Source organism: Thermorudis peleae (assembly GCF_000744775.1).
In the GTDB taxonomy this organism is placed as follows: Bacteria; Chloroflexota; Chloroflexia; order Thermomicrobiales; family Thermomicrobiaceae; genus Thermorudis; species Thermorudis peleae.
Genome location: NZ_JQMP01000004.1, coordinates 156,691 through 169,677, shown reverse-complemented (window position 1 = coordinate 169,677; position 12,987 = coordinate 156,691). Strand labels below are relative to the sequence as shown.

Sequence of the window (12,987 nt, the reverse complement as noted above, 5' to 3'; positions counted from 1 at the left end):
CCAAGCGGCATAGTACGCACGTTGTCGGAGCTTGGCCGGTACTGACAGAAAGGAGCATGTTCCGATGGGCGAGAAGCCGACAGTGAAGAAAGTCGTCCTGGCGTATTCTGGCGGGCTCGATACGTCGACCATCTTGAAGTGGATCAAGGAGACGTACCAGTGCGAGGTCATCACCTTCACAGCCGATATTGGCCAAGGTGATGATCTTTCGCAGATCGAGCAGAAGGCCCTGGCGACGGGCGCTTCAAAGGCCTATGTCCTTGACCTGAAAGAAGAGTTCTTAACACAATACGCATTTCCGACCTTGCGCGCTGGTGCGGTTTACGAGCGCAAGTATCTGTTAGGCACGAGCTTTGCGCGACCGCTCATCGCAAAGTACCAGGTCGAGATCGCCAAGAAAGAGGGCGCTGATGCTGTCGCGCACGGCTGTACCGGCAAAGGGAACGATCAGGTTCGCTTTGAGCTGACATACAAGGCGCTGGCCCCCGAACTCAAAGTCATAGCTCCGTGGCGTGAGTGGGACTTGAGCGGGCGTGAAGCGTTGCTCGAGTATGCCGCCTCGCGTGGTATCCCCGTAAGCCAATCGCGCGAAAACATCTACAGCCGCGACCAAAACCTGTGGCATCTTAGCCACGAAGGTGGACCGCTTGAGGATCCCTGGACTGCTCCGCGCGAGGACATGTTCCAGCTGACGAAGAGCCCGGAAGCTGCGCCCGATACGCCGGTTGAGATCACGCTTGGCTTTGAGCAGGGCTATCCCGTCAGCCTGAATGGCGAGCGACTTGATCCGGTGACGCTCCTCGAGAAGCTCAACCAGCTGGGCGGTGAGCACGGTATTGGACGCATCGACCTGGTTGAAAACCGCCTCGTCGGCATGAAAAGCCGTGGCGTCTATGAGCAGCCTGGGGCAACGATTTTGGCGATTGCTCATAACGAGCTGGAATCAATCACGCTCGATCGCGAGACCCTGCACTACAAAGACCTCGTGGCCCAGAAGTACGCTGAGCTTGTCTACTATGGCCTCTGGTTCACTCCGCTCCGTGAGGCGCTCGATGCCTTCGTTGACGTGACCCAGCGGACAGTTACTGGCGAAGTCCGACTGAAGCTGTACAAAGGAAACTGCATCGTCCTCGGTCGCCGCTCGCCCTATAGCCTCTATCAGGAGTCGCTGGCCACGTTTGGCGCTGATGCAGTCTATAACCAAAAGGATGCCGAAGGGTTCATTAACCTCTTCGGCTTGCCACTCACGGTTGCTGCATTCGCCAAACAGCGTCGCCAATCCTCCTAGCGTTCACGGTCACAGTCGTGCCGATACTCTGCCCGGGTGGAGGATTCTCCCTCGGGCAGAGTTATGAGGGTGACAAGCGCTGCACGGATACGTGCGCCGATGGCTGCCATATCCTCTGGGCTGGCATAGCGCGTCCGCGGCCAAAAGAAACCGCGGAGGCCATCGCCGCGGCGACGCGGAACGACGTGAACGTGGAGATGCGGAACGCTCTGGCTCACGCGGTTGTTGATGGCGATGAAGCTGCCATCAGCGTTGAGCGCCTGTGGCACTGCTTGTGCCAGGCGCTGGACAACGCCGAAGAGAGGGGGGATCAGCGCTGGTGGCAAGTCAGGCAACGTCGCGTAGTGTTCACGGGGAATGACAAGGGTATGGCCGAGGAAGAGCGGACGGTGATCGAGGAAGGCCACGACGTGATCGTCGGCGTACACAATCTCAGCTGGTGCTGCACCCGTGGCGATGGCACAAAACGGGCACGATCGCGACATAGCAGGCTCCTTTCCTCGCTGGCGAACAATACACGGTCTGGCTGTTCCGCTCTATCCTTAGCGCAGTCAGCGGCCTAAGCGTGCCGTGTTGCAGCGAAAGGATGGAGGAGTGCAGACGCGAGTCCCAAGTCTTGATCGCCCGCTCTGCCGCCATGACCTCGCCGATGACCCGTTTCAGCAGTTTGCTGCATGGTTTGCTGACGCTGAACAAGCCGGCATCCGCTATCCCAACGCGATGGCGCTCGCGACGGCCACGCCCGATGGAGTGCCCTCGGTACGCATGGTCTTGCTGCGCGGCGTTGATGAGCGTGGGTTTGTGTTCTACACCAACTATGAAAGCCAAAAAGGCAAAGAGCTTGCGCTTAATCCGCGAGCTGCGTTGCTCTTCTACTGGGATGCCCTCGAGCGGCAAGTGCGCGTGAGCGGCTTGGTTGAGCGTGTCAGCTCGGCTGAATCAGATGCCTACTTTGCGTCTCGTCCCTATGGCTCTCAGCTCAGTGCATGGGCGTCGCAGCAAAGCCAGCCGATTGACAGCCGGGCCGCGCTTGAGGAGCGCCACGCAGCACTTGCCCAAGCGTTTCCCGAAGGTGCTGTTCCCCGTCCCCCGTTCTGGGGCGGCTTTCGGGTTGTCCCCGAGACATTTGAGTTCTGGCAGGGGCGGCGCGATCGGCTGCACGATCGTTTTCGCTATCGCCGCCAGGCCGATGGGCAATGGCAGATTGAGCGGCTGCAGCCGTAAGGCAGGCATGCGCAGCCGATCCTCGACTGAGGAGGAGCGAGGCGAATGCATGAGCCGGCATCTCCGGGTAGGAGGGAGACAACCCGTGCGCGAACACGCCGCGATGTCGTTTTCGGAATCGCGAACGGCGCACTCCTCGTCCTCGGCGACACGCTGATCCATCCGACACTGGTGCTTGCTCCGCTCATCAGCGAACTCGGCGGTTCGAATGTCCTTGCCGGTCTCATGCCAGCTATCAACACGGGCTTCTGGCTCCTTCCACAGGCTGTAGCGGCGGCAGTCATTCAGCGTCGCCGGCGGCTCCGTGCGTGGGCCGGTTGGCCGGGACTCCTCCGTGCCTGGGCAATCCTGCCCCTCGGCCTGGTGGCCCTCGTGGGGGCACAGCAGCACGTGCTGCTCTGGCTGATCCCGCTTGCCTACGCCATCTACAATCTTGCGGCTGGCTTCGCGTTTGTCCCGCTCGTCGAACAGCTTACCCGCGCGATTCCTGCCGATGTCCGTGCCCGTTTTTTTAGCCAGCGCAACGTGTGGGGCAGTGCTCTTGCGTTCCTAGCTGGCCTCCTCGTAGCGCGTGCCGTGAGCAACGCGCAGGGCGCAACACGCGCTGCGTACGGCACGATTTTTCTTGCAAGCTTTGCTGCGCTTGCGTTAGCGAGCTACGCCGGTGCACGGGTGAGCGATCCGCCGCTGCGGCGTCGCCCGTCTATGCAAACGGCTGAGCCAGTCCAAAGCTGGGTCGCGGATTTGCCAATCGTCCTGCGACAGTCGGCATTCCGCCGGTTTCTGAGCTACCGTACGCTGGTAACCCTCGCGAGTCTCGCTGATCCCTTTTTTCTTATCTATGCGCAGCTCGTTCTCGGGGCGCCTGCTCAGTTTCTTGGGCTTGCCCTGATGATCATGGCGGCGTGCCGGTTTGCCAGTAGCCCAGTCTGGGGGTGGATCGTTGAGCGATGGGGAAATCGGCTAGCGCTCCAGCTCATTGCGCTCCTCCGTGCGCTCATGCCCCTTCTGGCACTCGCGCTCCCGCCGTTACTGAGCTGGACGGTCATCGCTGATCGATTGCCGGTGAGCGATCCGCCTGTGATCCTATTGTTCTATAGCTTGATCTTCGCGCTCTACGGAGCTGTCCTCAGTGGCCAGGGGCTGACGAACCTCACCTATCCGCTGGAGATTGCGGAACCAACGACACGCCCAGCCTTTATCGGCCTTTCGAACACTGCTATTGCTCTTGTCTCGCTCACTCCTCCACTCGGTGGTGTGCTGCTTGATCACTTTGGCTTTCTTGTCCTGTTTCTTGTTACCCTTGCCCTTGCGCTGGCCGCAGTATTGACCAGTGGCATGCTCCCCGAGGTTCGGCGGACGCCGCAGGTTCGTGCATCGTCTCGCTTGCGTCGCGTGTCGCTTCGGTAGCGTACGAATCGCGGACAAGTTTGATAGAGTTATCTTGCGGTATTGCGGCTGCTGGACGTAAGGACATCCGAGAGACACATGGACGCCTTTGAACGGATCCGCACATCGCCTGGGCTCATGGTCATTCTTGGGATCGCGATCCTGGTCGGGGGCTATGTCCTGCTCCAGGTCAGCTCGATCCTCACGCCATTTATCCTCGCGGCAATTTTTGCATACGTGCTCCACCCCCTTGTTGACTGGCTCGAGCGCAAGACAGTCTTACCACGCGTCTTGATCATCCTGCTGCTCTACGTTGTTTTCCTCGGCCTCCTTGTGCTGGCTGGCTTTCTGCTGGTTCCGGCGTTTGCTTCTCAGGTTCAAGCCTTCTTCAAGTTCTTGCCGAATGTGATCGAACAAGCCCAACAACGACTGACCAATCTGCCGTTCCTCCGTTTCGGGGAGATTGCTATTAGTACGGAAATGATCTCGCAACGGCTTGTTGCCGTCACACAAGCCCTGGCGGAGCGCTTCGGTACACAAGCGGTACCGATTGTGCTTGCGACCTTCGAAGTCGTCATCAAGTTTTTCGTCTTCGCTGTCTCAAGCTTCTACTTCCTCCTGCATGGGCGGCAATTGATCGCACACCTGCGTCGTCTTGCCCCGCGGCGGTACCAGCGCACGATCCACCGCATTCTCTCGCAGGTGAATGCCACGTTTGGCGCGTATATCCGCACGCAGTTGTTGCTGCTCCTGATCATGACAACGGCCAGCTTCATCGCCCTGACAGTGCTCCAGGTGCGCTATGCGCTCGCGTTAGCGTTTGCAACTGGTGTGCTTGAACTGGTGCCGTTTGTTGGCCCCTGGATTGCGGGCGCAACGGCAGTGATCGTGGCCTTGGCGCAAGGAACGGCACCGTTCGGCTGGTCCTCGCTTGAGCTGGCGCTGGTGATCGCTGCGATCTACTTTGCCCTGCGCATCCTGGAAGACCAGTTCGTGATTCCGCAACTGGTTGGCCACTTTATCCGCCTTCATCCCGTGCTGGTTATCTTTGCTGTGCTGGCTGGGGCGAGTTTGGCTGGTTTCCTTGGCCTGCTCCTGGCCGTGCCGACGCTGGCTGCGTTGAAAATCATTGTGCTCGCGATCGTTGAAGAGTTACGGCATCCACCGCCCCGTGAAATTGTGCTGGTGCGGCATCGCGATGATGTGCCGTTACTCCGCGAATATCTGCAGCAGCGGCCGCGGCGGACGCTCGTGCTGTTGGTCCAGCCCAATGCGCTGACGTGGGATGATCTCCCGGCATTGAGCCTGCTGGTTGAGCAAAGTATAGAGACAACCAGTCAGCTCCAGGTCGTGACGCCGGATCCGCTGATTGCCAGCATTGCCACAGCTGCCGGTATCCCGTCCGCAAGCCGGCTTCCCGTTCCCCTTCGTCCCGATCGCGTTATCATGGACCTTCGACAGGAAATGCAATCGCTGTCCGTGCCCGTTGTGGGTCAACATTGGTAGGGGAGGCAGGGCGAACATGACGACAACGGTTGCGCAACAGTACAAGAACTACATTGGCGGCGAGTGGGTCGAGCCAAGCGGCAATGAGGTGCGACCCGATGAAAATCCGGCCGATACCCGTGAAATTCTTGGTCTTTTCCCGCGGTCCACAGCCGAGGACGTGAATCGCGCGGTTGAAGCGGCAGCGGAGGCGTTCAAAACCTGGCGCCGGACCTCAGGGCCACAGCGTTCCGCGATTCTCCACAAGGCTGCCAATATCCTTGAGCAGCGTGCTCAAGAAATTGGCGAAGCGCTCACCCGCGAAGAAGGCAAGACCATCGGCGAGGGGGTCGGTGAAGTTCTGCGCGGTGTCGCGATTCTCCGCTTCTTTGCCGGCGAGCCCGTTCGGCCCATCGGCGAAGTCTTCTCGGCGACGAACCCAGAGACGTTCCTGTGGGCAGAACGGGTGCCGCTCGGCGTTGTCGGCGTCATTACGCCATGGAACTTCCCGGTCGCGATTCCGTTGTGGAAGCTCGCTCCGTGCATTGCGTACGGCAACACGGCGGTCTTCAAACCGGCTGAGCTGACGCCCCTCACCGCGCATCTGATTACCGAGGTCTTTATCGAGGCTGGGCTACCGGCTGGCGTGCTCAACCTTGTCCACGGCTCCGGGTCGGTGGTTGGCGAGGCAATTGCACGCCATCCCAAGGTCAATGCGATTACCTTCACCGGGTCAGGCACAGTCGGGCGGCACGTCTATCAGGTCGCCAGTGAGCGTGGGGCGAAAGTGCAGCTTGAGCTCGGTGGCAAGAACCCTGTGATTATCGCCGACGATGCGGATCTCGATCTGGCAGTCGAAATCGTCACATCCGGCGCGTTCCGCTCAACTGGCCAGAAGTGCACGGCGACGTCTCGCGTCATTGTTCTTGAGCCGGTGCTGAAGGACTTCACTGCGAAGCTGGTGGAGCGGGCACAGTCGCTTCGTGTTGGCCCAGGCATTCGTCCGGATACCTACATGGGGCCGCTCGTCTCGGAAGACCAGCGTGAGAAGGTGTTGCAGTATATCGAAATCGGAAAGCAAGAGGGAGCCAAGCTGCTCACCGGCGGCACAGCGCTGAGTGAAGGCGAGTATGCCTACGGCTACTACGTTGCCCCAACAGTCTTTGCCGACGTCGAGCCGCAGATGCGCATTGCTCAGGAGGAGATCTTTGGGCCGGTTGTCGGGATTCTTCGGGCTCGAACGCTGGATGAAGCGATCGCCATTGCCAATAGCGTGCGGTATGGCCTCTCCGCCTCAATTGTGACGCGCGATATCCGCAAGGCGTTCTACTTTGCTCGCGAGATTGAAGCTGGTGTTGTTCACGTCAATTCGGAGACGGCAGGTGCTGAGCCACATGTACCCTTTGGCGGCATGAAAGAGTCCAGCTCATTCTCGCGCGAGCAGGGCCGCGCTGCGATGGAATTTTTCACGCAGGTGAAGACCGTGTATCTCGATATGCCACCAGCCCAGTAGACGCAGGAGCGCGCTTCATCGTGCGTGACGGAGCGTGACGCTGATGGCGCACGGCGCCAGAACAAATCGGTATGCCGCCCTCTCCCTGCGCACCGGGGAGGAAGAGGCCTGATCACGGCGCATGATGCCCGATCTGCCCAGCGTGCGCAGGGTAATACACGGGCAATGAGGCAGGTTGACCAGTACGCTATCGTTGCGGACTCGTGTGTGAGGCGGGGCAGAGGCCGAAGGCAAACGTGATACCAGCCTCTGCCCCGCCTTGTCTCTCAGACAACACGCGGCTGTCGCCGGACACACCTGTGCCGTCAGGATAGGATCTGGGCTGCTTCGTGTGCCCACGCCTCGGTCAACGCTCGCACCCGGGCGACGATCTGCTCTTCGGGTACCCGAACGAGCAGCCCGTCACGAACAACCAGCTCGCCGTTGACATAGACAGAGGCGATTGCTCGATGGTTAAGCGCATACACCAGGTTGCGGACAAGATCATGCGGCGGTTGGAGGGACAGGTCGCGCAGGCGAAGCAGCACGATGTCCGCGCGGTACCCTGGAGCAAGTTTGCCAACCGGCAGGCCGGTCACATGCTCACCGTTGGCTGTGCCCATCATGAAAACATCGGTGGCGGTGAGCGCTGCGCCATTGCCAGCCAGCCCTTTCTGCAATGTGGCGGCAAGGCGCATCTCGTCAAAGAGACAAAGCCGATTGTTTGCTGAGCCGCTGTCACAGCCAAGGGTAACGGTAACCCCGGCCTGCAGGTATTTCGGCACCGGTGCGATGCCGTCCCCAAGGAACAGGTTGGATCCGGGACAATGAATTAAGCCTCCTCCGGCGCGACCAAGAGCGGCGATCTCCTCGTCCTCGAGCCAGACACCGTGAACAATCCGGATCCGTTCATCAAGCGCGCCGAGTTGAGCGATCCAGGCCAGCGGGCCACAGCCATAGCGGCGGCGTGTCTCCGCTCCTTCGTACGGCGCTTCGGCGACATGGATGTGCCAGGGCGTTTGCCATTCAGCCGCGAGCCGCGCCCCAGCTTGAATCATCTCACCGGACGCGCCATGTGGACTGTGCGGCGCGGGAATGACCGTAACGAGCGGATCGCCTTGCAGGGCAGCCGCTAACGCGCGACCGTTCGTCACGGCTTGCTCGACCGTCTCGCGGAACGCTGCCGGCGCGACGTGCCAGTCCATCATCGTGCGCCCGAGCACAAGACGAATACCGAGGTCGCGCGCAGCTTGGGCGACGGCAAGATCGTGGGCGTTGCCGCCGTGGTGCAGGTAGAAGAAATCACAGACCGTCGTGATGCCGCCCCGCAGCATCTCCGCGAAGGCAAAGAGCGCGGCGGTGTAGACGCCCTCTTCATCAAGACGCGGCATAAAGTGATACAGAACGTGGCGCCACGCGTTGAATGGCTGATCGTCTCCTAAGCCACGTAAGAGCGACTGAAAGGAGTGGCTGTGCGCATTGATCGTCCCTGGCACTGCAAGCATGCCAGGGGCTGCCGTCGTCGTTGCGCCAGGATGTGCTGCCTGGAGTGCTGCTACCGGGCCAAGCGCGACAATCGTCCCGTGATCAATCGCGATGCCCCAGCCTGCTCGTGCCTCGAGGCCATCGAGCAGCAGTTCAGGGGCAAGAATCCACGTCATCGGCAAAGCCGTCCTTCCTGTACCACAACCTGCCCGTTGAGAACAACGGTGTCGACGAGTGGCGCGCCAAAGTAATAGGGAAGGTAGCGGTAGCTTGGCGCGTCGAGGATGACGAGATTGCCATATTTGCCCGGCTCAAGGCTGCCGTGAGATTCCCCAAGACCGATCGCGTAGGCAGCGTTGATGGTGGCAGCCACAATCGCTTCTGCTGGCGTAAGTCCTTGCTCGAGACAGGCGAGGCCAATCGCCAGGGACATTGACCAGATTGGGCTCGAGCCTGGATTGAAATCGGTCCCGAGCGCGACAGGCACACCGAGTTCGACCATGCGCCGAGCTGGCGCGTGCCGCTGTTCTCGTAAGAAAAAGGCTGCGCCGGGGAGCAATACGGCGATCACGCCAGCATCGCGCATGGCAACCAGATCCGTGTCCTCAGCATATTCAAGGTGGTCGGCGCTGATAGCACCGAGCGTCGCCGCAAGCTGAGCGCCGCCGAGGTGATGCTTTTGTTCGGCGTGCAGCTTGGGACGCAGCCCGTAACGCAGCCCGACTTCAAGCACCCGGCGTGCTTGTTCGACCGAGAAGACGCCGGCTTCACAGAACACGTCGCAGAATCGGGCAATCCCGAGTGTAGCCGCAGCTGGAATGGTCTCCGTGCAGACCACGTCCACGTAGGCATCAGGGTCGCCATGGAATTCTGGCGGAACAGCGTGGGCGGCAAGCAGCGTGCCAACAATCGCCTGCGGACGCTGCTGCGCGAGTTGAGCAATGACACGAAGCTGCTTTAGTTCAGTTTCCGTATTCAGGCCATAGCCTGTCTTGATTTCGAGCGCGGTTGTGCCGGCAAGGAGCATACGGTCAAGCACGTGATCGGCTCGTGTGAAGAGGTCATCAAACGAGGCAGCGCGAGTCGCACGCACGGTCTGGAGAATGCCGCCACCGGCAGCAAGAATCGCCAAATAGTCAGCTCCGGCGAGCCGCTGCTCAAATTCGGCAACACGGTCTCCTGCAAACACCGCATGGGTATGTGGATCAACAAAGCCGGGTAGCACGGTCCGCCCATGGGCATCGAGGACGAGCGCATCAGGGGCAAGCGTGACCTCGTCGCGCACGTGCGCTGTTGGCCCAACCGCTATGATGCGGCCGTCAGCGCCAATCGCGACGGCGCCGTCTTCGACAATCGCAAGCTGCGACTGGGCCGCACCGGCACGCGGACCGGGTGGGCCGGCGAGCGTAACGAGCTCAGCGGCGTGGACAACCAGGAGGTGGGCAACGCGCTGGCCCACGATCTACGCCTCCGTTTCTGGCTCAGGCGGGACCGTTGGAGGCGAGGGAAGACGGATGCCCATTGCCCGAGCTGTGCGAAGCGCGCGAGCATAGCCTGCGTCGGCGTGGCGAACCACGCCCATCCCAGGATCAGTACGCAGGACGCGTGCCAGCTTCCGCGCAGCGCGCTCACTCCCATCAGCAACAACGACCATCCCAGCGTGAATCGAGTAGCCGATGCCGACACCGCCCCCGTGATGGACACTGACCCAGCTCGCGCCTGCAGCAGTATTGAGCAGTGCATTGAGGATCGGCCAGTCGGCAATCGCGTCCGAGCCATCGCGCATGGCTTCAGTCTCACGGTATGGTGATGCCACCGATCCGGCGTCGAGGTGGTCGCGGCCAATCACGATTGGCCCTTTGAGCACCCCGCGGCGCACAAGGTCGTTGAAGAGCAGGCCGGCCTTGTCACGCTCGCCATAGCCGAGCCAGCAGATGCGGGCTGGCAGACCCTGGAAAGCGACACGCTCTTGGGCCATTTCCAACCAGCGTCGCAGGCTCGTGTTTTCGGGGAAGAGTTCAGCAATCGCTTCGTCCGTGCGGTAAATATCCTCTGGATCCCCTGACAGCGCTACCCAACGGAACGGGCCCTTGCCCTCACAGAAGAGCGGCCGGATATAGGCTGGGACGAAGCCTGGGTAGCTAAAGGCTTCCTCATGGGGCACGCCCCCAAGCTCACCCTGCGCCCGGAGATTATTCCCATAGTCGAAGACAATGGCGCCACGCCGCTGCCATTCGACCATCGCGCGTAGGTGCTTTGCCATGCTCTGTCGTGCGCGCTGGCGGTAGTCCTCAGGATCAGCTTTGGCGAGGGCCCGGGCTTCTTCCGGTGAGAGGCCCTCGGCAACGTAGTCACACGGTTCGTGTGCGGGCGTCTGGTCGGTGACGACGTCGACCCGAAGGTTGCGCGCCAGGAGTGCGTGGTGCACCTCGGCTGCGTTGCCGATCAGCGCGATGCTGAGTGGGCGGCCAGCGCGACGCGCGTCTTCAGCCCAGCGGATTGCCTCATCGAGGTTTGCTGTTACGCGATCGACATACCGGAGTGCGTGCCGCCGCTCAGCGCGGGCAGGATCAACTTCGATACAGAGCGCGACGCCTTCGTTCATTGTCACGGCCAGAGGCTGCGCGCCGCCCATCCCGCCAAGTCCAGCGGTGACAACGAGCCGGCCACGCAGTGTTCCGCCAAAGTGCTGACGCGCGACCGCAGCGAACGTTTCATATGTTCCCTGCAGAATGCCTTGTGTCCCGATGTAGATCCATGAGCCGGCCGTCATTTGGCCATACATAGTCAGCCCGAGCGCGGCGAGCCGGTCGAATTCAGCGGCCGTCGCCCAGTGTGGTACGAGGAGGGCGTTTGCGATGAGGACGCGTGGTGCGTCAGGATGTGTCTGGAAGACCGCAACGGGCTTGCCGCTTTGGACGACGAGCGTCTCGTCATCGCCGAGTTGCTGCAGTTCGCGCACGATGGCGTCAAACGCTTCCCATGATCGCGCGGCCTTGCCGCTTCCGCCGTACACGATTAACTCATCAGGCCGCTCCGCGACGTCTGGATCAAGGTTGTTCATGAGCATGCGCAGCGCCGCTTCCTGTTCCCAGCCGCGGCAGTGCAGCTCGCTGCCGCGTGGCGCTCGCACAACCCGTGGCCCTGGTGGCAACTTACTCATCAAAATCCCTCCGTTCCTTGCGGTACTTCCGTGCTCTGATCAAACCACGAGTGGAGACAGCGGCGGACGCGAATGAGTTGGTCAGCTGGAGAATCGGAGACCTCTTGGGTAATGCCCTCGTCCAGAAGCGCGTTTTGCAGGGACTGAATGCTCTTGCCAATCCGCACTGGACGCCGCAGAAGGAGTGCATGATGGGAAACAAGTAGTTCGATGCTGATGATCCTCCAAGCAATCTCAAGTTGCTCAACGAGACGACGAGCTGCGAGTAGAGCAAAGGAACCACGATCCTCAATCCCTGCAGCAATGGCGCCACTTACCGGCTCAAGCGCGACGGGGGCAGCGAGCGTGCGGGCTTCGGTAACCAATGCATGCGCAGCGATTTCAAGGATGGCATATCCAGAATCGGGAAGCGTTGTGACGGTGGTAAGGCCTGTAGGCAAGCCAGACCAGGGCGAATTCAACAATTTCGTGCTACGCTCGGCTGAGGCTTGCAGTAACGGCACAAGCGCGCAGCGGAGGTAATCAAGCGCAGTACTGATATCAGCTGATTCAAAATTGCCGCACGACACCAGCCGACGCTCTTCTGGAATAACCATTGGGTTGCCATGATAGGTATTCAGCCAGCGGATCACGTAGTCGGTTGCCGTAGCCAGAGATTCCCACGCCGTACTGAAGAGTTGTGCTCCACAGCGGAACGAAAGCGGATCCTGCAGCATTCGTGCGGTGCCACTATTCCAGAGCTGGCTTCCTTCGAGATGTGCGGTGAGTCGACGCATGGTCGAGGCGAGCATAGCCGAGTGTCGAGCCTGCGCAATAGCGGGATGATATGCACCGAGGTTTGCTCCAAACGCCTCTAAGCTTGTTGCAAGAACAAGTTCGCCCGCACGAAGTAGTTTTTGTGTTTCCCAAATTGCCAGACTGGCGAGACCAATTGTCGGACTAGTGTGGTTAAGGAGGATAAGACCTTCACCTGGGTAGAGAGGGACTGTGGTAAAAAGAGGGCTGACGAGGTCAGCATTGGCAGCAAGATCAGATGCGCCGATAGAGCCACTCAGTCGAAATCGTAGAGGAATTTGGGTGTTAAGTGCCTCGACAATGACCATGAGCGTTTGTGGACGAATTGGGGCGAAACCCGTACTGAGCTGATTGAGAAGACACAGTAATGCAGCTCTCCCGGCTTCAACTGAACTCCATTCACCGGAGGCAACACTGTGAGACCAAAGTAATCGCTGGTTAAACTGCTGCTGTACTTCACCCGCCACTGTCTGATCACGAAGTGCCCCAACGCCCGTAGTGATCCCGTAGAGAGGCGTCCCATCCTGAGCACATGCTTGGGTAATCTCCCAGGCTTGCTGGACGCGATTGATCACTGAGGGAGCCAACGAAACTGGTTCGTGTTGAACAGCAACGCGGACAACGTCCTGAATTGTAAGCGATTGTTCACCTAACCTAAGCATACAG

10 protein-coding genes are annotated in these 12,987 nt (G+C 60.3%); 5 read left to right on the top strand and 5 right to left on the bottom strand.

All coding sequences use genetic code 11. From position 1 onward, the window contains the following. Positions 1–64: 64 nt before the first annotated feature. On the top strand, positions 65–1,288 hold the full coding sequence (locus tag N675_RS10655) for an argininosuccinate synthase (RefSeq protein ID WP_038039896.1): 1,224 nt from the start codon (positions 65–67) through the stop codon (positions 1,286–1,288). On the opposite strand, the gene N675_RS10650 is transcribed toward N675_RS10655, so the two are convergent. Then, the gene (locus N675_RS10650) at positions 1,285–1,773 is read right to left on the bottom strand and encodes an HIT family protein (RefSeq protein WP_081887058.1); all 489 of its coding nucleotides are present in this window, start codon (positions 1,771–1,773) and stop codon (positions 1,285–1,287) included. The two genes, N675_RS10655 and N675_RS10650, sit on opposite strands and share 4 nt — an antisense overlap. Before the next feature lie 109 nt (positions 1,774–1,882). Between N675_RS10650 and pdxH the strand changes: the two genes are divergently transcribed. The 4 genes from pdxH (at position 1,883) to N675_RS10630 (ending at position 6,899) form a co-directional block, all read left to right on the top strand. After that, positions 1,883–2,512, top strand: coding sequence for a pyridoxamine 5'-phosphate oxidase (gene pdxH / locus N675_RS10645; protein WP_038039895.1), 630 nt, complete (start codon positions 1,883–1,885; stop codon positions 2,510–2,512). Positions 2,513–2,557: 45 nt separating this feature from the next. Continuing rightward, positions 2,558–3,922, top strand: coding sequence for an MFS transporter (locus N675_RS10640; RefSeq protein WP_038039893.1), 1,365 nt, complete (start codon positions 2,558–2,560; stop codon positions 3,920–3,922). A 78-nt stretch (positions 3,923–4,000) separates the two neighbouring features. Beyond that, positions 4,001–5,407: an AI-2E family transporter gene (locus tag N675_RS10635; RefSeq protein ID WP_051914644.1), complete on the top strand. Its 1,407-nt coding sequence runs from the start codon at positions 4,001–4,003 to the stop codon at positions 5,405–5,407. Between the two features lie 16 nt (positions 5,408–5,423). Continuing rightward, positions 5,424–6,899 carry an aldehyde dehydrogenase family protein gene (locus tag N675_RS10630; RefSeq protein ID WP_038039892.1) on the top strand — a complete coding sequence of 492 codons (1,476 nt, stop codon included), beginning with the start codon at positions 5,424–5,426 and terminating at the stop codon, positions 6,897–6,899. Between the two features lie 305 nt (positions 6,900–7,204). Here N675_RS10630 and N675_RS10625 read toward each other — a convergent pair whose 3' ends face one another. Genes N675_RS10625 through N675_RS10610 form a run of 4 tightly spaced genes read right to left on the bottom strand, consistent with a single transcriptional unit; the run spans position 7,205 to position 12,983 of the window. After that, positions 7,205–8,539: an amidohydrolase family protein gene (locus tag N675_RS10625; protein ID WP_038039891.1), complete on the bottom strand. Its 1,335-nt coding sequence runs from the start codon at positions 8,537–8,539 to the stop codon at positions 7,205–7,207. Next, a complete protein-coding gene (gene hutI / locus N675_RS10620; protein WP_038039890.1) occupies positions 8,536–9,822 on the bottom strand; it encodes an imidazolonepropionase in 1,287 nt (428 codons plus the stop codon). Before hutI ends, N675_RS10625 begins: the two co-directional genes overlap by 4 nt. Before the next feature lie 3 nt (positions 9,823–9,825). After that, positions 9,826–11,526 (bottom strand): urocanate hydratase, encoded by a 1,701-nt coding sequence (gene hutU, locus N675_RS10615; protein ID WP_038039889.1) that lies wholly within the window; start codon positions 11,524–11,526, stop codon positions 9,826–9,828. Next, on the bottom strand, positions 11,526–12,983 hold the full coding sequence (locus tag N675_RS10610) for an aromatic amino acid ammonia-lyase (protein WP_038039888.1): 1,458 nt from the start codon (positions 12,981–12,983) through the stop codon (positions 11,526–11,528). Before N675_RS10610 ends, hutU begins: the two co-directional genes overlap by 1 nt. Between the last annotated feature and the right edge of the window lie 4 nt (positions 12,984–12,987).

Coding starts and splice junctions, on each gene's coding strand:
- hutU (WP_038039889.1), bottom strand. CDS start 11,526: ATGAGTAAGTTGCCACCAGGGCCACGGGTTGTGCGAGCGCCACGCGGC.
- N675_RS10650 (WP_081887058.1), bottom strand. CDS start 1,773: ATGTCGCGATCGTGCCCGTTTTGTGCCATCGCCACGGGTGCAGCACCA.
- N675_RS10640 (WP_038039893.1), top strand. CDS start 2,558: ATGCATGAGCCGGCATCTCCGGGTAGGAGGGAGACAACCCGTGCGCGA.
- N675_RS10635 (WP_051914644.1), top strand. CDS start 4,001: ATGGACGCCTTTGAACGGATCCGCACATCGCCTGGGCTCATGGTCATT.
- N675_RS10630 (WP_038039892.1), top strand. CDS start 5,424: ATGACGACAACGGTTGCGCAACAGTACAAGAACTACATTGGCGGCGAG.
- N675_RS10625 (WP_038039891.1), bottom strand. CDS start 8,539: ATGACGTGGATTCTTGCCCCTGAACTGCTGCTCGATGGCCTCGAGGCA.
- N675_RS10610 (WP_038039888.1), bottom strand. CDS start 12,983: ATGCTTAGGTTAGGTGAACAATCGCTTACAATTCAGGACGTTGTCCGC.
- N675_RS10655 (WP_038039896.1), top strand. CDS start 65: ATGGGCGAGAAGCCGACAGTGAAGAAAGTCGTCCTGGCGTATTCTGGC.